Annotated in this window: 14 protein-coding genes and 1 tRNA gene; 9 read left to right on the top strand and 6 right to left on the bottom strand. The window is 75.0% G+C overall.

From position 1 onward, the window contains the following. From ACFQH9_RS15545 to argS, 6 genes are all read right to left on the bottom strand, one after another. Nucleotides 1–412 (bottom strand): Rho termination factor N-terminal domain-containing protein (locus tag ACFQH9_RS15545; protein ID WP_379566813.1); only part of this gene is annotated, 412 nt, incomplete at its 3' end. A gap of 407 nt (nt 413–819) precedes the next feature. Beyond that, the gene (gene thrB / locus ACFQH9_RS15540) at nt 820–1,725 is read right to left on the bottom strand and encodes a homoserine kinase (protein WP_379566812.1); all 906 of its coding nucleotides are present in this window, start codon (nt 1,723–1,725) and stop codon (nt 820–822) included. Beyond that, complete coding sequence (gene thrC / locus ACFQH9_RS15535; protein ID WP_379566816.1) at nt 1,725–2,741, bottom strand: threonine synthase; 1,017 nt, start codon at nt 2,739–2,741, stop codon at nt 1,725–1,727. The genes thrB and thrC overlap by 1 nt, the downstream gene beginning before the upstream one ends. A 103-nt stretch (nt 2,742–2,844) precedes the next feature. Continuing rightward, entirely contained in the window at nt 2,845–4,221 is a 1,377-nt protein-coding gene (locus tag ACFQH9_RS15530; RefSeq protein WP_379566811.1) for a homoserine dehydrogenase, read from the bottom strand. 144 nt (nt 4,222–4,365) lie between these two features. Further along, entirely contained in the window at nt 4,366–5,814 is a 1,449-nt protein-coding gene (lysA, locus tag ACFQH9_RS15525) for a diaminopimelate decarboxylase (RefSeq protein ID WP_379566810.1), read from the bottom strand. A 10-nt stretch (nt 5,815–5,824) separates the two neighbouring features. Then, a complete protein-coding gene (gene argS, locus ACFQH9_RS15520; RefSeq protein WP_379566809.1) occupies nt 5,825–7,468 on the bottom strand; it encodes an arginine--tRNA ligase in 1,644 nt (547 codons plus the stop codon). Nucleotides 7,469–7,647: 179 nt separating this feature from the next. On the opposite strand from argS, the gene ACFQH9_RS15515 reads away from it, so the two are divergent. The 9 genes from ACFQH9_RS15515 to ACFQH9_RS15475 all read left to right on the top strand — a co-directional run bounded on the left by ACFQH9_RS15515 (nt 7,648) and on the right by ACFQH9_RS15475 (nt 19,001). After that, nucleotides 7,648–8,460, top strand: coding sequence for a DUF3105 domain-containing protein (locus ACFQH9_RS15515; protein ID WP_379566808.1), 813 nt, complete (start codon nt 7,648–7,650; stop codon nt 8,458–8,460). 5 nt (nt 8,461–8,465) lie between these two features. Further along, complete coding sequence (locus tag ACFQH9_RS15510; RefSeq protein WP_379566807.1) at nt 8,466–9,179, top strand: DUF305 domain-containing protein; 714 nt, start codon at nt 8,466–8,468, stop codon at nt 9,177–9,179. Nucleotides 9,180–9,236: 57 nt separating this feature from the next. Then, nucleotides 9,237–9,311 (top strand) — tRNA-Arg (locus ACFQH9_RS15505). 270 nt (nt 9,312–9,581) lie between these two features. Further along, nucleotides 9,582–13,643: a molybdopterin-dependent oxidoreductase gene (locus tag ACFQH9_RS15500; protein WP_379566806.1), complete on the top strand. Its 4,062-nt coding sequence runs from the start codon at nt 9,582–9,584 to the stop codon at nt 13,641–13,643. A gap of 121 nt (nt 13,644–13,764) precedes the next feature. Continuing rightward, complete coding sequence (locus ACFQH9_RS15495) at nt 13,765–15,003, top strand: hypothetical protein (RefSeq protein ID WP_379566805.1); 1,239 nt, start codon at nt 13,765–13,767, stop codon at nt 15,001–15,003. After that, nucleotides 15,000–16,541, top strand: coding sequence for a lipopolysaccharide biosynthesis protein (locus ACFQH9_RS15490; protein ID WP_379566804.1), 1,542 nt, complete (start codon nt 15,000–15,002; stop codon nt 16,539–16,541). The genes ACFQH9_RS15495 and ACFQH9_RS15490 overlap by 4 nt, the downstream gene beginning before the upstream one ends. An 18-nt stretch (nt 16,542–16,559) precedes the next feature. Continuing rightward, nucleotides 16,560–17,189, top strand: coding sequence for a DinB family protein (locus tag ACFQH9_RS15485; RefSeq protein WP_379566801.1), 630 nt, complete (start codon nt 16,560–16,562; stop codon nt 17,187–17,189). 274 nt (nt 17,190–17,463) lie between these two features. After that, nucleotides 17,464–17,661: a hypothetical protein gene (locus ACFQH9_RS15480; protein WP_379566800.1), complete on the top strand. Its 198-nt coding sequence runs from the start codon at nt 17,464–17,466 to the stop codon at nt 17,659–17,661. 797 nt (nt 17,662–18,458) lie between these two features. Beyond that, the gene (locus ACFQH9_RS15475) at nt 18,459–19,001 is read left to right on the top strand and encodes a VldE C-terminal domain-containing protein (protein WP_379566799.1); all 543 of its coding nucleotides are present in this window, start codon (nt 18,459–18,461) and stop codon (nt 18,999–19,001) included. Nucleotides 19,002–19,024 lie beyond the last annotated feature (23 nt).

Genomic DNA, 19,024 nt, shown 5'->3' with positions numbered 1-19,024 from the left:
TGGGCGCGGTGGGCGCGGTGGGCGCGGTGGGCGCGGTGGCCTCGGCGGGCTTCTCGGCCGGGGCGGGTGCGGCGGTCCCGGCGCTCTCGGCGGGAGCCGCGGTGGGCGCGGGAGCCGCGGACCTGGCGGCCCGGGCGCGGCGCGGCTTGGCGGGGGCGGAGTCCTCGCCACCGTCGAGCGGGAGCTGGTCGGCGGAGGCGGCCTTCCGGGAGGTCCGCTTCGCCGGGGCGCCCTGCTTCTCCTTGATGGCGGCGATGAGATCGCCCTTCCGCATCCCGGCGATGCCGGGGATGTTCAGCTCGCCAGCGAGCTGGCGCAGGTCGGCGAGGACCATTCCGGACAGTCCGCCCCGCCTCTTGGGGGCAGCACCCTCGTCCGTTGCCGGGGTGCTGACGAGATCGGTCTCGCTCACGAAGTTCCTTCCTGACCGGCCCGCGGGCGGTGCCGGGACCAGCGGATTCCACACATCACGTCCGGCTCCTCCGCCGGACAACGACGCCGGGGCGGCATGAAGAGAGCCGCCGTCGGCGAGTGCAGGGGCGGCGACCAGTGCGACGGTCGCGGGGAAGAGGCCGCTCGGTCCGGACCGGATTCCGACCACATGGGCTGCAGTGAGTGGGTTCCGGCTCGAGAGGCCACGCGGATGACGCGTGGATCGCCGTGCGAGGCCGAGGGTAGACCGTCGGCGGGCCCGCGGCAACAACACCCCCGGTCGGGCGCGGCGTGTCACGCCGGGGGACCCGCGGACGCGGCCGGTGCCGGCCCACGACCGCGACGCCGCCGGCGCCCGGGCGCCCCGGTGGCCGACGACGGTGCGGCTCAGCCGATCTCGACCTGCGCGCCGAGCGTGTCGACGGGCAGCGGGAGCGCGGTGAACCCGCTCGTGTCCACCGCCTCGGGCAGCGTTCCGCCCGAGGTCAACGCGAGGACGGTCGGTCCGGCGCCCGAGATGGCGGCGGGCACGCCGTGCGCGCGCAGCGCGTCGACGAGGTCCGCGGACTCCGGGTAGGCCGGGCGGCGGTAGCCCTGGTGCAGCCGGTCCTCCGTGGCCGCCATCAGCAGCTCGGGCCGCTGGGTGAAGGCGAGGACGGAGAGCGCGGTCCGGCTCCCGGTGAACGCCGCGTCGGGTAGCGGGACGAGCTCGGGGAGCAGGCCGCGGGTCGTCGTGGTGGAGGACTCGACCCCGGCGACGAGCGCGACCGGCGCGATGCCGGCGTGCACGTCGAGGCGGACGGCGTGGAACCGGGCGGAGGTGTTGCCCACCTGCTCCCAGGCCACCACGAACCCGCCGAGCAGGCTGGCCGCGGCGTTGTCCGCGTGCCCCTCCATCCCGGCGGTGACCTGCAGCAGCGAGTCCTGCTCGAGGGCCGGGTCGCGCCCGGACAGCACACAGGCGGCGACCGCGCCGGCCACCGCGGCGGCGGCCGAGCTGCCCAGCCCGCGCGAGTGCGGGATCGCGTTGCGGCACCGCATCCGCAGCCCGGCCGGCTCGTCGCCGAACAGCGCCCACGCCGTGCGCATGGCGCGCACCACCAGGTGCGACTCGTCACAGGGCACCTGGCCGGCGCCCTCGCCCTCGACCTCGACGTGCACGCCCGGCGCGCTCGTGCCGCAGACCTCGACGTCGTCGTACAGCCCGAGCGCGAGCCCGAGCGAGTCGAAGCCGGGGCCGAGGTTGGCCGACGACGCCGGCACCCGGACCCGCACCTCGGTCGGGCGGCCCATCAGGCCAGCTCCAGGGCCGCCGCGACGGCCGTGGGGTCGATCGGCACGATCTCGGGGGCCGGGGCGGTGGCCAGCACGCTGTCCGGGTCCTTCAGACCGTTGCCGGTGACGGTGCACACCACGAGCTGCCCGCGGTCCAGCCAGCCGTTCGCCAAGGCCTGCAGCAGCCCGGCGACGCTCGCCGCCGACGCGGGCTCCACGAACACGGCCTCGCGGGTGGAGAGCAGCCGGTGCGCGGCCAGGATCTCGTCGTCGGTGACGGCGGCGAACCGGCCGTCGGACTCCTCGCGTGCGGTCTCGGCGCCGTTCCACGAGGCGGGGGCGCCGATCCGGATCGCCGTGGCGACGGTCTCCGGGTTCTTCACCGGGGCACCGTGGACCAGCGGCGCGGCGCCCGCGGCCTGGAAGCCGAACATCCGCGGCAGCGACCCGATCAGCCCGTCGGCGTGGTAGCCGCGGTAGCCCTTCCAGTACGCGGTGATGTTGCCCGCGTTGCCCACCGGCAGGCAGTGCACGTCCGGGGCGCGGCCCAGCGCGTCGCAGATCTCGTAGGCCGCGCTGGCCTGGCCCGCGATCCGGGTCGGGTTCACCGAGTTGACCAGCGCGATCGCCGGGTAGTCCGCGGTGGTCTTGCGGGCCAGCTCGAGGCAGTCGTCGAAGTTGCCGTCGATCTGCAGGATCCGGGCCCCGTGCGCGACGGCCTGGGCCAGCTTGCCCAGCGCGATCTTGCCCCGCGGCACCAGCACCGCGCTGGTCATCCGGGCCCGGGCGGCGTAGGCGGCGGCCGAGGCCGAGGTGTTGCCGGTCGACGCGCAGAGCACGCTCTGCTTGCCCTCGGCCAGCGCCGCGGTCACGGCCATGGTCATCCCGCGGTCCTTGAAGGACCCGGTCGGGTTGAGCCCGTCGACCTTGAGGTACACCTCGCAGCCGGTGCGCTCGGACAGCACCGGTGCCGGCAGCAGCGGGGTGCCGCCCTCGGCGAGGGTGACGATCTCCCAGTCCGGCCCGACGGGCATCCGGTCGCGGTAGGCCTCGATCACGCCCGGCCAGGGGGCCAGCCGGTTCACGGCGGTGCTCACAGTCTCTCCCGTCATCGCGCGGCGTCGCCCGCCCGCGCGTTCATCCGGCCACGCCGAGGGTGCTGACCGGACGGCCCAGCCCCTCCACGCGCAGCACGCTCTCCACGGCGCGGACCACGTCGAGCCCCGCGAGCGCCTCGACCGTCGCGTGCAGCGCGGAGTCCGGCGCCCCGTGCGTCACGACGACCAGGCGCGCGGCCTGCGCCGCCTCGGCCGCACCGGTCTGCGGTACGTCCCCGTCCTCGCGCCCGCCGGTCTGGCGCACCGCGGCGATGCTCACCCCGCGCCGCGCGAACTCGCCCGCGACGGCGGACAGCACGCCCGTGCGGTCGGCGACCTCGAGGCTCACGTGGTAGCGGGTGTGCACGTCGCCGATCGGCAGCACCGGCAGGCTGGCGTAGGCCGACTCGCGCGGGCCGCGCCCGCCGCCGACCCGGTTGCGGGCCACGGCGACCAGGTCGCCCAACACCGCGCTGGCGGTCGGCGCACCCCCCGCGCCCTGGCCGTAGAACATCAGCTGGCCGGCGGCGTCCGCCTCGACGAACACGGCGTTGAACGCCTCGTTCACGCTCGCGAGCGGGTGGCTCAGCGGGATCATCGCCGGGTAGACGCGCGCGGACACGGACTCGGGCGCACCGCCGGAGCCGGGGACGCGCTCGCAGATCGCGAGCAGCTTGATCGCGCAGCCGAGCCCGCGGGCGGCGGCGATGTCGGCGGCGGTGACCCGGCGGATGCCCTCGCAGTGCACGTCGGCCGCGCTCACCCGGGTGTGGAAGGCGAGGGTGGCGAGGATCGCGGCCTTGGAGGCGGCGTCGTAGCCGTCGACGTCCGCGCTCGGGTCGGCCTCGGCGTACCCGAGCCGGGTGGCCTCTTCGAGGGCCTCCGCGTAGCCGGCGCCCGAGGCGCTCATCGCGGAGAGGATGAAGTTGGTGGTGCCGTTGACGATCCCGGCCACGCGGGTGATCCGGTCCCCGGCGAGCGACTCGCGCAGCGGGCGCAGCAGCGGGATCGCGCCGGCGACGGAGGCCTCGTAGTAGAGGTCGACGCCCGCGCCGTCCGCGGCCTCGGCCAGCGTGGCGCCGTCCTCGGCGAGCAGCGCCTTGTTCGCGGTGACCACGGACTTGCCCGACTTGATCGCCTGCAGCAGCAGCGAGCGGGCCGGCTCGATGCCGCCGACGACCTCGACGACGACGTCGACGTCCTCCCGGGTGACCAGCGCGGAGGCGTCCGTGGTGACCAGGTCCGGGTTCAGCGTGGGGTGCCGGTGCGGGCGGCGCACCGCGACCCCGGCCAGCTCGACCGGCGCGCCCACGCGGGCCGCGAGGTCCCCCGCCTGGTCCTCGAGCAGCCGGACGACCTCGGACCCCACGGTCCCGCAGCCCAGCAGCGCGACCCGGACGGGCGCGTCTGACGTCACGACGATCCTCCTGAGAGTGTGGTGCGGGCGGGGCCGGTGGCGCCGACGGCACGGCGGGCCCGGGCCCGACCGGGGATCATCCCTGCTCGGCCCCCCGCGCGACAGTCCGGGGTGCCCACCCTCACGCCCCTCGCCCGCCGGCCCTCACGGACCGACCTCGAGGCGGAAGAGGTCCTCGTCCGTCTCCCGGCGCAGGATCACCCGCGCCTGCCCCTCCCGGACCGCGACGACGGCCGGGCGGGGCAGCCGGTTGTACGCGCTGGCCATGGAGTAGCAGTAGGCGCCGGTGGCGGCCACCGCCAGCAGGTCGCCGGGTGCGAGGTCGGCCGGCAGCCAGCAGTCCCGCACCACGATGTCGCCGGACTCGCAGTGCTTGCCGACCACCCGGGACAGCGCCGGGCGCGCGCCGTCGGGCAGCGAGTCCAGCGCCGACGAGCGGGACACGAGCCGGCAGTCGTAGAGCGCGTCGTACAGGGCCGTGCGGATGTTGTCGCTCATCCCGCCGTCGACGCTGACGTACCGCCGCGAGCCGACGCCGAGCGGGACCTCCTTGAGCGTGCCGACCTCGTAGAGCGTGATGCCGCCGGGCCCGGCGACGGCCCGCCCGGGCTCCACGGCGATGGCCGGCACCTCGAGCCCCGCGGCCGCGCACTCGCGCTCGACGATCCCGCGCAGCTCCTTCGCGAGCGCCTCGACCGACAGCGGGTCCTCGTCCGGCCGGTAGGCGATGCCGATGCCGCCGCCCAGGTCGAGCGTGGTCAGGTCGGCGAGGGCGGCCGCGCCGTGCTCGCGGTGCAGGTCCGCCAGCAGCCGGACGACGCGGTGCGCCGCCACCTCGAAGCCCTCGGTCTCGAAGATCTGGCTGCCGATGTGGCTGTGCAGCCCGACGAGCCGCAGGTTGCCGGCCTTGAGCACGCGGCGGGCGGCCTCGGCGGCGTCGGAGTCGGGCCCGCCGGCGATCGAGAACCCGAACTTCTGGTCCTCGTGCGCGGTCGCGATGAACTCGTGCGTGTGCGCCTCGACGCCCACCGTCACCCGGATCATCACCGGCTGGACGACGTCCCGCTCGGCGGCCACCGCGTCGAGCCGGACGATCTCGTGGAAGGAGTCCAGCACGACCCGGCCCACGCCGTTGTCGACGGCGGCGGCCAGCTCGGCGACGGACTTGTTGTTGCCGTGCATCGCGATCCGCCCGGCCGGGAAGCCGGCCCGCAGCGCGACCGCGAGCTCGCCGCCGCTCGCGACGTCCATCGACAGGCCCTCGTCGGCGACCCAGCGCGCGATCTCGGTGCTGAGGAAGGCCTTGGCGGCGTAGTGCACGGACTCGGCCCCGAACGCGGCGGCGAACTCGGCCGCACGGGACCGGAAGTCCGCCTCGTCGATCACGAACAGCGGGGTGCCGTACCGCTCGGCCAGCTCGCGGACGTCGACGCCGGCGACCCGCAGGGCGCCGTCGGGGCCGCGGTGGGCGTTGCGCGGCCAGACGGCCGGCGCGAGGTGGTCGAGCTCGGCGGCGCCGGTCGGACGGGGGCCCGCGGTCTCCGGCGGCGCCTGGATGCCGCCGTGCAGGGGGCCGGCGGGGTGCGCTCTCACGAGGTGGTCCTCACATCCGTTCCGGTGCGCTCACGCCGAGCAGGCCCAGCCCGTTCGCGAGCACCTGCCGGGCGGCGACACACAGGGCGAGCCGGGCGCGGTGCAGCTCGGTGACCTGCTCGTCGCCCATCGGCAGGACGCGGCAGCTGTCGTAGAACTTGTGGTACGCGCTGGCCAGGGCCTCGAGGTAGCGCGCGACCCGGTGCGGCTCGCGCAGCTCCGCCGCCGCGCGCACGATCTCCGGGAACTCCCCCAGTGTACGGATCAGGTCGCCCTCGCGCGGGTGCTCGAGCAGCTCGTACTCCCTCCCCGGCTCGACGCCGAGGTCGGCGGCGTTGCGGGCCAGCGAGGCCAGCCGGGCGTGCGCGTACTGCACATAGAAGACCGGGTTGTCGTTGCTGCGCCTGACCAGCAGGTCGAGGTCGACGTCCAGCGCGGAGTCGACCGAGGAGCGGATCAGCGAGTAGCGGGCGGCGTCGACGCCCACGGCCTCGACCAGGTCCTCCATCGTGACGACCGTGCCCGCCCGCTTGCTCATCCGGACCGGCTGGCCGTCCTTGACGAGGTTGACCAGCTGGCCGATGAGCACCTCGACGACGGCGGGGTCGTCGCCGAACGCGGCCGCGGCCGCCTTGAGCCGGGCGATGTAGCCGTGGTGGTCGGCGCCGAGCATGTAGATGCACAGGTCGAAGCCGCGGGCCCGCTTGTCCCGCAGGTAGGCGAGGTCGCCCGCGATGTACGCCGGGCGGCCGTCGCTCTTGATCACCACGCGGTCCTTGTCGTCCCCGTAGTCCTTCGACCGCAGCCACCACGCGCCGTCCGCCTCGTAGAGCGCGCCGGAGTCCTTGAGCTGCTGGACGACCGCGTCCACCGCGCCGGACTCGTGGAGCGAGTTCTCGTGGAACCAGACGTCGAAGTCCGTGCCGAACTCGTGCAGGTCCTGCTTGATCTCGTCGAACATGAACCCGACGCCGACGCGGCGGAAGATCTCGTCCCGGTCCGGGGACCCCAGCGCCGCCGGCTCGGCCCGGACCACCCGCGCGGCGATGTCGGCGACGTAGGCGCCGCCGTAGCCGTTCTCCGGGGCCGGCTCGCCCTTCGCGGCCGCCACCAGGGACGCGACGAACCGGTCGATCTGCGCGCCGGCGTCGTTGAAGTAGTACTCCCGGGTGACCTTGGCGCCCCGCGCGGTGAGCACCCGGCCCAGCGCGTCGCCGACCGCGGCCCACCGGGTGCCGCCGAGGTGCAGCGGGCCGGTCGGGTTGGCGGAGACGAACTCGAGGTTCACGTTCCGCCCGGCGTACTCGTCGCCGGTGCCGTACGCCTCGCCGGCCGCGAGCAGCTCGCCCACCAGCGCGCCCTGCGCGTCCGCGGCCAACCGGAGGTTGATGAACCCGGGGCCCGCGACCTCGGCCGACGCGATCCCGGGGCGGCCCGTGAGGTCCTCGGCCAGCCAGCCCGCGAGGTCCCGCGGGGCGACGCCGGCCTTCTTCGCCGTGCGCAGTGCCACGTTGGTCGCGTAGTCGCCGTGCTCGGGGTTGCGGGGCCGCTCGACGCCGGCGTCGGCGGGCAGCGCGTCCGCGGCCAGGCCGCGCGCGGCCAGCACGTCCTGCGCGGCGACACGGACCAGGTCGGCGAGCACGTCGGGAGTCACCCCACGAGGATAGGAGGTGGCACTCGGGGGTTTCTCAGGCGGCGCTCCTAGACTGCGGGACCGCGACCACCGAGCTGAGCTCGCGAAGCGGGAGTTCTTCCCGAGCGGAGCGTGCGCAGCGCGCATCCGGCTCAGCACGGGTGAGGTCGCCCACGACCCCCGAAGCACCTGGACGGTTCATGGCCAGCGGCAAGAGCAGCAAGGCGAGCAGGAACAAGGCCCGCAACTCGGTCGTCACCCAGCGGTCGACGCCGTGGGGCCTGATCGCGGGCGTACTGGTCGTCGTGCTGTTCGCCGGCGCGATCTTCGGCTACGCGGTCTACAAGAACAACGAGAACAGCGCCGCCCAGGACGCCCTCGCCGCGTACACGCCGAGCGACACCAACCGCGACCCGTCGACGCAGATCCCCGGCGTGGTCACGGACAACTACACCGGGTCCGGCCAGGGCCACATCGCGAGCCCGACCCGGGTCGCCTACACCCACACGCCCCCGATCGGCGGGACCCACGACCAGTACTGGGCCGCGTGCACCGGGGTCGTCTACCCGACGGCGGTGCGCCAGGAGAACCTCGTGCACTCGCTCGAGCACGGCGCGGTGTGGATCGCCTACAACCCGGACCAGGTCACCGGCGCGGCGCTCGACACGCTCTCGGCCAAGGTCGACGGCCAGCCGTACACGGTGATGGCGCCCTACCCCGGCCTCGACCAGCCGATCTCGCTGCAGGCCTGGAACCACCAGCTCAAGCTGAGCGACGCGAACGACCCGCGGATCGACCAGTTCCTCACCGCGCTGCGCCGCAACCAGTACAACTACCCGGAGATCGGTGCGACCTGCCAGGCGCTCGGCCCGGGCGCGTTCGACCAGGACGCCCCGCCGCCGTTCGAGCCCACCCCGCCCGTCGCCGAGGTCGACGGCGGCACGGTCGTGACCGAGCGCGGCGCCGGCGCGACCGGCGGCACGATGGCCGACCCGACGAAACCGGGCCAGTGAGCCCCGTGGCCACGGACCTCGCCGAGCCGGACGCGGCGGCCGGGCCCGCCCGCCGCGAGCCGCGGTGGGTCCGCCCGCTCGTCGTGGTCGCGGCGGCCGTGGCGCTGCTGCTGATCGGCGGGGCGGGCGGGATGCTGGTCGGCCTGCCCGGCTCCGCGGGGACGACCACGCCGTCGGCGGACTCGGTCGACGTCGGGTTCGCGCAGGACATGACGGTGCACCACGAGCAGGCCGTCGAGATGGCCTCGTGGGCCCGGGACCACACCTCGGACCCGCAGGTCAAGCAGCTCGCCTTCGACATCGAGACCACGCAGCTGCAGCAGATCGGGCGGATGCAGGGCTGGCTGGGGCTGTGGGGCGCCCCGCCCTTCCCCACCGGCCGGCAGTACATGACCTGGATGGCCGCGGACAGCGGGCACGGGCACGGGATGTCCGACGGCGCGTCGGCCGGTGCCGCCCGGATGCCCGGCATGGCGACGGACGGGGACCTGAAGAACCTGCGGGCCTCGAGCGGCGTGCAGCTCGACACGCTGTTCCTCCAGCTGATGCTGCGCCACCACCTCGGCGGCGCGGACATGCTGCAGTACGCGGCCGGGCGGGCGGCGCTGCCGGAGGTCCGCAACCTCGCCGCGCAGGCGCTGGCGGCGCAGACCTCCGAGGCCGACCTCATGCGGCAGCTGCTCGCCGCGCGGGGAGCGCAGCCCCTCCCGCAGAACTGATCCAGGGGTGTTGTAGGGTTCCTCCTGCACGCCGCGGGAACGCGACGAGCGGGAGTCGCCCCCGTAGCTCAGGGGATAGAGCACCGCCCTCCGGAGGCGGGAGCGCAGGTTCGAATCCTGCCGGGGGCACCATCGGGACGACGGAAGCGGCTTCGGCCGCTTTTCGTGTTCTCGGGCCCGGTCGCACTCGTCGGGCGCCTCCTCCGTGCCCCGGGCCCGGTCGCACTCGCCGGGCGCCTCCTCGGTGTCCCGCACAACGGCCGCGGCGCCGCGGTGAGCGGGATGTGACACGGCGGACCGAATTCGCTGACCTGACGGCAATCCCCCGTTCCTAGCGTCGGCCCGGCGGGTCACCCCGACCCGCCCGGTTTCGGCGGCGCGACGGCACGGAGGACATGAGGCGTGGGCACACCGGATCCCGGCCCGCTCACCAGCGTTCGGACGGTCTGCTCCTACTGCGGCGTCGGCTGCGGGATGGTGCTGGACCTCGAACCCGGCCCGGACGGGGCGCCCCGGATCCGCAGGGTCCGTGGCGACGCCGACCATCCCGCCAACGCCGGCCGGCTGTGCACCAAGGGCGCGCACAGCGCCGAGATGCTCGTCGCCGACGGCCGGCTGCGCACCGCGCTGCGCCGCCCCGCGCGGGGTGCGGAGGCCGGGCCCACGCCGGTCGACGCCGCGATCACCGAGACCGCCCGCCGGCTGCGGGCGATCCTCGACGAGCACGGGCCGGACGCGTTGTCCCTCTACGTCTCCGGGCAGATGACCCTGGAGGCCCAGTACCTGGCCACCAAGCTCGCCAAGGGCTTCTGGCGCACGAAGTGGATCGAGTCCAACTCGCGGCTCTGCATGGCCAGCGCCGGCACCGGCTACAAGCAGTCCCTCGGCTCGGACGGCCCGCCCGGCTCGTACGCCGACCTCGACCACGCCGACGTCTTCCTGGTGGTCGGCGCGAACATGGCCGACTGCCACCCGATCCTCTTCCTGCGGATGATGGACCGGGTCAAGCAGGGCGCGAAGCTGATCGTCGTCGACCCGCGCCGCACGGCGACCGCCGCGAAGGCGGACCTGTTCCTGCAGCTCGTGCCCGGCACCGACCTGGCGCTGCTCAACGGCCTGCTGCACCTGCTCGTCGCGCAGGGCGCGGTCGACGAGGAGTTCGTCGCCGAGTTCACCGAGGGCTGGGAGGCGATGCCGGAGTTCCTCGCCGACTACTCCCCCGAGGCGGTCGCCGCGATCACCGGCGTGCCCGAGGCGGACCTGCGCGAGGCGGCCCGGCTGATCGGCGGCGCGGCGAACTGGACGAGCTGCTGGACGATGGGGCTCAACCAGAGCACGCACGGCACCTGGAACACGAACGCCCTGGTCAACCTGCATCTCGCCACCGGCGCGATCTGCCGCACCGGCTCGGGGCCCTTCTCGCTCACCGGCCAGCCCAACGCCATGGGCGGGCGGGAGATGGGCTACATGGGCCCCGGGCTGCCCGGCCAGCGCACCGTGCTCTCGCCCGAGGACCGGCGGTTCGTCGAGGAGCTGTGGCGGGTGCCCGAGGGGACGATCCGCGCCGACGTCGGCACCGGGACGATCGACATGTTCGCGCGGATGGCCGCGGGCGAGATCAAGGCCTGCTGGATCGTCTGCACCAACCCCGTCGCGAGCGTCGCGAACCGCGGCACGGTGCTCGACGGGCTGGCGCGCTGCGAGTTCGTGGTGACCCAGGACGTCTTCGCGGCCACCGAGACGAACGCCCACGCCGACGTCGTGCTGCCCGCGGCCATGTGGGCCGAGGTCGAGGGCGTGATGATCAACTCGGAGCGGAACCTGACGCTCCTGCGGCCCGCGGTCGCGCCCCCCGGCGAGGCGCTGCCGGACTGGCAGATCATCGCGCGGGTCGCCTGCGAGATGGGCTACGCCGAGCACTTCACCTACTCGTCGGCCGAGGAGGTCTTCGAGGAGCTCAAGGGCGCGTGGAACCCGGCCACCGGCTACGACGTCCGCGGGGTCACCTACGAGCGGCTGCGCGCCACCCCCGTCCAGTGGCCGGCCGCGCCGGGCGGGCCGGACCGCAACCCCGTGCGCTACCTCGACGAGGGGGGCAGCCGGCGTCGGCGGGGGGAGGCCCGGCCGTCCTTCGCCACGCCGTCGGGCAGGGCGCAGTTCCTCCCCCGCCCGCACCTGCCCCCGGCCGAGCTGCCCGACGACGACTTCCCGCTGGTCCTCACCACCGGCCGGCTGCAGCACCAGTGGCACACGTTGACCAAGACCGGCAAGGTCGCGGCGCTGACCAGGCTCGACCCCGGCCCGTTCGTCGAGCTCCACCCCGCGGACGCCGAGGCCGCCGGGATCGCCGACGGGGACCGGGTCGCGGTGACCTCGCGGCGCGGGCGCGCCGTGCTGCCCGCCGTGGTCACCGACCGGATGCGGCCCGGGACCTGCTGGGCGCCGTTCCACTGGAGCGACCTGTTCGGCGAGGAGCTCGCGGTCAACGCCGTGACCAACGACGCCGTCGACCCCGCCTCGCTGCAGCCCGAGCTCAAGGCGTGCGCCGTGTCGGTCGAGAAGGTCGCGTCCGCCGCGGTGAGTACGGACGGTCGCTCCGGCGACGACTCCCGCCCAGGAGGGGTCGGGGCGGCGCTCGGGCTCGACCTCACCCCGCCGGTACTGACGGGCGCCGAGCGGCGCTACCTCGCAGGCTTCCTCGCCGGGGTGGAGCGGGGCGGGGCGCCGGGCGTGCCCGTCCTGCCCGTGGGCGCACCCGTCGGCCGGGACACCGCGGCGTGGGTCAACGGCATGCTGGCCGGGACCTTCTCCCGGCTCGCCGGCGGGGAGCCGGACCCCGCCGCGGAGGACGGGCGCCCCCTGCTCGTGCTGTGGGCCTCGCAGACGGGCAACGCCGAGGGCGTCGCCTCGGCCGTCGCGGCGCGACTCACCGCAGCCGGACGCTCCCCACAGCTGCTCTCGATGGGTGACACCTGTCCGGACGCGCTGCCCCCGAACGCCGACCTCCTCGTGGTCACCAGCACGTTCGGCGACGGCGACGCCCCGGACGTGGGATCCGACTTCTGGACGGACCTCGCCGGCGACCGGCCGCCCCTGCGGGAGGTCCGGTTCGCGGTGCTCGCGCTCGGCGACCCCAGCTACTCGGAGTTCTGCGGACACGGCCGCCGGCTCGACGCGCGGCTGGCCGAGCTCGGCGGCACGCGGCTGCTCGACCGCGTGGACTGCGACCCCGACTTCGAGGGCCCGGCCGCGGCGTGGACCGACGAGGTGGTGGGCCTGCTGACCGACGGCGGCCGCCCGCGCCCACCGGCCACCACCCGCCCCGTCGCGCCGCCGGCCGCGCCACCGGCGCAGACGGCACCCGCCGCGGTCGACACCACGCTGCGGGAGGCCCGCCTGCTGAGCCTGCCCGGCTCGGCCAAGGAGGTCCGCCGGTTCACCCTCGCCGGCGACCGGGACCTCGCCTACGAGGCGGGGGACGCGCTCAGCGTCCGGCCGGTCAACCATCCCGACCTGGTCGAGGAGTGGCTGGAGCTCACGGGCCTGCCCGCCGACGAGGCCGTCACGCTGCGCGGCACCGACCTGGCGTTCGCCGAGGCGCTGGGCCGCCATCTCGACATCACCCGGATCTCCCCGGCCTTGCTCGCGTTCGTCGCCGAGCGCACCGGCGACCGGATGCTCAAGGAGCTGCTGCGGGCCGGGCACGGCACCGACCTCGCGCGCTGGACCTGGGACCGGCAGGCCCCGGACGTCCTCACCGAGTTCCCGGTCCGGGCCTCGGCGCAGGAGTGGGCGGAGGCGCTGACCCCGCTGCAGCCGCGTCAGTACTCGATCTCCTCCAGCCCGCTGACCAGTCCCGACGCCGTCTCGCTCACCGTGTCGGTGGTCCGCTTCACGAGCCGGCACGGCCGGTCGCGCCGCGGGGTGTGCTCGACCTTCCTCGCCGACGCGGCGGGCGAGGGTCCGACGCCGGTGCTGGTGAGGTCGTCGCCCCGGTTCCGGCCGCCCGCCGACCCCGCCACCCCGATGATCATGGTGGGTCCGGGCACCGGCGTGGCCCCCTTCGTCGGGTTCCTGGAGGACCGGCGGGCCCGTGGGCACACCGCACCGAACTGGCTGTTCTTCGGCGAGCAGCGGTGCACGACGGACTTCTACTACCGCGAGGAGCTGGAGGCGATGCGGGCCGACGGCACGCTCACCCGGCTCGACCTCGCCTTCTCCCGCGACCAGCGGCACAAGGTCTACGTGCAGGACCGGATGCGCGAGCACGGCGCCCAGCTCTGGCGCTGGCTCGCCGACGGCGCCCACTTCTACGTCTGCGGCGACGCGACGCGCATGGCCAAGGACGTGGACCTCGCGCTGCGGGACGTCGTCGCCGCGCACGCGGGCCTGGACGCCGACCGCACGGCGGCCTACGTGAAGCAGCTGGTCGCCGACGGCCGCTACGTGCGCGACGTGTACTGACACCGAGGGGGCACGGGCCCGACCCGCGAACGTCGACGCCGGGTCAGGGGTCTTTCACCGCGAGTTCACCTCACCCGTATGCTCGCCCCGTCCGGCCGACGGTTGGGCCGATGGGGGGACGATGACGATCGACGACGCACGCGACGCGGTCACACCGCCGCAGGGCCTCGCGGCCGCCCGGCCGGCCGCCGCGATCCCGGCCTGGCGAGGGCTGGTGGTGTTCGTGGTCCGCGAGGCCGCGGCCCACCAGATCGACGAGGCGGTGGCCGGCATCGCGCGCGGCCTGGAGATCCTCGACGTCGTCGAGCTCGACGCGGCGCAGCGCGCCGCCGCGCGGACCGGGCTGACCGGCGCCGACTGGGGTCCCGGCGGCAAGCCGGTGCCCGGGGGCGGACCGCACACCTTCGTGATCGCCTGCGACGTCGCACCGCCGGTCGGCGTGGTGCACGGCGTGCGGAGCATGGCCGAGCGGATCGACGAGGTCCGCGCGCGCACCACGCACCGGCTGCTGCACACGTTGCCGCCGCAGCAGCACTACGAGCCGCTGCACGTGTCCACGGGGCCGCAGCAGGCCCTGGACTTCCTGGAGGTCCTCGGCGACCTCGACGTCCAGGCCCGGCTGCTCCCGCGCGTCACGGCCCTCATCGAGGCCTGCTCGGTGCCCTTCCCGCTGGTGCGGATGCTGGCGCCGGACTCCCCCGGCTACCGGGCGCGGGTCGCGCTCGTCGACCACCCCGTGCACGGGCGGTCGGTGTGCAAGATCTTCCGGCCGGGCGCGCTCGAGTTCTTCCGGCGCGAGCTGAGCGCCCGCCAGGAGCTCGCCGACCTGCCGGAGGTGCCCGAGCTGCTCGAGCACGGCCCCAACTGGCTGCTCACCCCCTTCTACACGGACGTCGGCCGGCACCTCGTCCGCCCGCTCTCCGGGGTGAAGGAGATGCACCAGCTGCGCCCGGACGTCGTCCGGCAGCTGGCCCGCTTCGCCCGCGACCTGCACGAGCGCGGCAAGTTCGTGCTCGACCTCTCCCCCCACAACCTCATGTGGGACGCTCACGCGGGCCTCAAGGTGCTCGATCTCGAGTTCGTGCTCGACTACCCCGGGCCCGTGCCGCCGTTCGAGGAGTGCTGGAGCCTGCACGGGGTCCCGAGCGAGCTCCGCCGCGTCGGCGACGGCCTGCCGGACCTGATGCTGACGAAGGGGGTCGGGAACTCGGTGTTCCATCCCGCCGTGTCCGGGCTGCCGCCGGAGAGCCTGTTCTCGCCGCCCCGCCGCGGCGAGACCGTGCGCCGCACCGCCACCCAGCTCGCCTGGTACGCCGGGCTCGCCGTCGCCGGCCGCGTGCACCCCGCGATGCGTCGATGACGGCGCTCCCGCCGGAACCGCCCACGGAGCCGCTCCCGAACCCCGGACGCCCGGCCCGTTCGAGCCTCACCGCCCGGACGGTGCGCGGCTTCGCCTGGTCCTTCACGGGCTCGGTCGGGCAGGCGGTGCTGCAGATCGCGGCGACCGTCGTGCTCGCCCGGCTGCTCACCCCGGAGGAGTTCGGCTCCGTCGCGGCGGCGCTGCTCGTCGTCGGGCTCACCCAGCTGGTCACCCAGCTCGGGGTGGCGGCGGCGCTGGTGCACCGCCGCGAGCTCACCGACCGGGACGTCGCGGCCGCCTTCTGGTTCTCGGTCCTGCTCTCCGCGGTCTTCGCCGCGCTGCTCTTCCTGCTCGCCCCCGCGCTGAACGGGCTGGTGGGCCTGCCGGCGGACTCCGGGCTGCTGCGGATGCTCTCGGTCACGCTCGTGCTGGCCGGCGCCACCGCGGTGCCCACCGGGCTCCTGCAGCGGGACCTGCGGTTCCGGCCGACGGCCGTCGTCGACCTGGTCGCGGCCGGGCCGGGGATCATCGGGGTGTCCGTGGTGCTGGCCCTGCTCGGCTTCGGCGCGACCGCGCTGGCCTGGGCGGAGATCGCGGCGGCGCTGATCAAGTGCGTGGGTTACCTGGCGCTCACCCGGCCGTCGGTGGCGGTGGAGGCGCCGTCCGCCGCCTGGAGGCGGCTGCGCCCGATGCTGAACTTCGGGTCGGGGTACTCGCTCACCCAGCTCGGCAACTGGATCGCGCTCAACGCGGACAACCTCGTCGTCGCCAACGTCCTGGGCACCGGGCCGCTCGGCGTCTACACCCGGGCCTACAACCTGCTCTCCGAGCCGGCCAACGTGATCGGCGGCGCCGCGGACAAGGCGCTGTTCCCGGCGATGGCCCGGGTGCGGGACGACGGCGCCCGGCTGCGGCACGCCTACGTCCGCACGTCCTCGCTCGTCGCCCTGGTGACGGCGCCCGCCGCGGTGCTGCTGTTCGTGCTCGCGCCCGAGGTCGTGCACATCCTGCTCGGCGCGCAGTGGGACGCGGTGATCCTGCCGGTCCAGGTGTTCGCGCTGGTGCTGCTGCCCCGGACGTCGTACAAGATCAGCACCTCGTTGACGCGCGCCACCGGCGCGGTGTTCCGGGCGGCGTGGCGGCAGTGGCTCTACGCGGCCGAGGTCGTGGTGCTGTGCTCGGTCGGCGCGCGGCTGTGGGGCGTGAACGGCGTGGCGATCGGCGCCTCGGTCGCGATCCTGCTGCACTTCCTCGTGATGCTGCGGTTCTCCGCACGGGTCTCCGAGGGCCTGATGGGCGCGGTGCTGCGGATGTACGTCAAGCACGTGCCCGCGGTCGTGGCGGTGGCACTGGCGAGCTGGGCGGTGGCCGCCGCGGTGCGCCCCGTCGGGTCGGACGTGCTCACGCTGGTCGCCGCGGCCGCCGCCGGGGGCGTCGCCGCCCTGGGCGTGCTGGTGCTGCTGCGGGGCCGGTTCGCGGAGGAGCTGGCGGTCGTCGCGAACCTGCGGCGGGGAAAGAAGGTGCCGGTCCCGGCGTGATCCGGTAGGACGCACCTCATGGGTCCGAAGGCGGAGCTGCACCACTACTTCCGGCAGGGCCGCGAGGCCCTCCTGTGGAAGCTCGACGGCGTCTCCGAGTACGACGCGCGGCGCCCGCTCACACCGACCGGCACCAACCTGCTCGGGCTCGTCAAGCACACCGCGATCGTGGTGGCGGGGTACTTCGGGGTGGTGTTCGACCGGCCCTTCCCGCATCCCCTGCCGTGGGCGGAGGAGACCGCGGAGCCCAACGACGACATGTGGGCCCTGCCGGGCGAGACGCGGGCGCAGATCGTCACGCTGTTCCACGACGCGAACGCGCACGCCGACGCGACCGTCGAGGCCCTCGACCTCGACTCCCCGGGCCACGTGCCGTGGTGGTCCGGGCCCGTGACGCTGAGTCGGATCCTCGTGCACGTGGTCGCCGAGGTGCACCGGCACGCCGGCCACACCGACATCGTCCGCGAGGCGGTCGACGGCGTCGCCGGGCTGCGGGCGGACAACGCCAACCTCGCCGAGGGCGACGCCGCGTGGTGGGCGGGGTACCGGGCCCGGGTCCAGGCGGAGGCGGAGCGGTACCGCGAGGACCGACACCCGTCGGGGCTGCACGGCCCGTCGACGGGGTGTGCGACGGACACGCGGGTGTGAGGACGCGCGCCCCGAGCGGGTGCCGGGAACACGAGCGGGTGGTCGGGGTCCGGGCGGTCGACGACCGCCGACCCGCCGTCCGCAAGGGCTCCGAGCGACCGTTCCGCCCGCCCACGGATCGGCGGTCGGACGCCTCGCCCGTACGCCGATAGCAGGCTTCCGTTAACCGGTTCGCAACGACCCTGCCTGTCACCTCGCGTAGTCGGAGCACTACTTTCGCGGCCACAGCTCCAGGAGGTGACAGTCAGTGGCGCTTGCGTCGATCTTGTCCGGTATGCCCGACCTGTTGCAGCGCACGCTCGCGCAGCACAGCCCCGACCAGCACGGGTACTGCCGGGAATGTCGCGAGGCGTCGGGCATCGCGGCCGCCTGGCCGTGCGCCACCCGCGAGGTCGCCGAGGAGGCCGAGTACATCCAGCGCGGCGGGCTGCCCGGCACGCTCGGCGGCCGGCACCGCAGCAGCCGGGCCTGAGACCCGGCCGGATCGTCCGGAGCGGGACCCGGGCCCGCGCCCGCCGGAACCACCGCGTGGACGGCGAGCGCCTGTGGCCGGGCACCGGCTCCGTAAAGGACACTCCTCCGAACGGGCGGCGCACTCCCGATCATCGGCCGTGCGTTCGGAGGAGGCCCGCCCGCAACCGTCGCGAACGGCGCGCCGAACGGCACCGCACCTGTGAACGCGACCACGCGCGGACCGCCCGGCGAGACCCTCGCCACCCGAACGGCCGTTCGTCGCTCGGCCCGATCCGATCGTCTCACCAGGGGCAACCTCCCCCGCTGCGAGGAGCCGGAAGCCCCTAGCGTCGGTCTCGACCGGATCACGGAAGGGTCACGAACGACCCTGGGCGACCCCGAACGCCCGCCTCCCCGGCAGGGCCGACCCCGTCGGGACCCTCCGCGGCCCGGTCGCCGTCCGACAGCCGAACACGAGAGGTCGCAGTGGCCCGGCATCGCTCCCCACGAGGCCGCACCGCGATCCCCCACCAGCAGCCGGCGCCGAGCTCCCCACGGCGTCGTCGCGCACGGGTGGGGGACGCGGTCCGGTCGGTCCCCGGTCCCGTCCGTCACGGGTCCGCACTCGCACTCGCCGCGGGCGGCGTCGTCGCCGTCCTCGCGGCCGCGGCTCCCCTGGCGGGGTCGCTCGACGCCGCCCTCCCCACGGGTACGGCGTCCGAGGCACGGCTCGCCGCCGAGTCCGTCCCCGCGCCGGCGTCCGTTCCCGGATCCGCCTCCGCCGTCCCGGCCCCGCGCCAGGCACCCGTCGTCGAGATGACGGCGTTGGCCGACGCCGCCCGCATCGCCGGCGAGCACGCCACCGCCGAGGCCGGGCGGCAGCAGGCCGAGGCCGCCCGGGCCGCGGAGGCGGCTTCCGCGGCCGAGGACCGCGCGAAGCAGGCGCTCGCCGGCCGGACGCTGCAGGCGGGCTCCGGCAGCAGCACCTCCTGTGGGATGAGCACCGCGGGCCTCGGCGCCGTGAAGCCGTGGGTGACCGACGCCGTCGAGTTCCTGGGCTGCCGGTTCGGCGAGCCGCAGACGCTCGGCGTCGGCAGCCGCGGCAACGCCTCCGACCACCCGTCCGGCCTCGCGGCGGACTTCCTGGTGGGCAGGGCGACCGGCGACGCGATCGCGGAGTGCGCGGTGCAGAACAGGCAGGCGCTCGGCGTCTCGTACGTGATCTGGCAGCAGCAGATCAACGACGGCAGCGGCTGGCAGCCCATGGAGGACCGCGGCAGCGCCACGGCCAACCACGAGGACCACGTGCACGTCTCGTTCGAGAGGTCCGCTCCCGCCGGTCGGCCCGCGACCTGCTGACCCCGGGGCGCCGACACCGGTAG

It is taken from the genome of Pseudonocardia lutea (assembly GCF_042658055.1).
GTDB classification, from domain to species: domain Bacteria; phylum Actinomycetota; class Actinomycetes; order Mycobacteriales; family Pseudonocardiaceae; genus Pseudonocardia; species Pseudonocardia lutea.
Note: the sequence above shows the minus strand (reverse complement) of the source record. Positions and strands in the feature narration are given on the sequence as shown.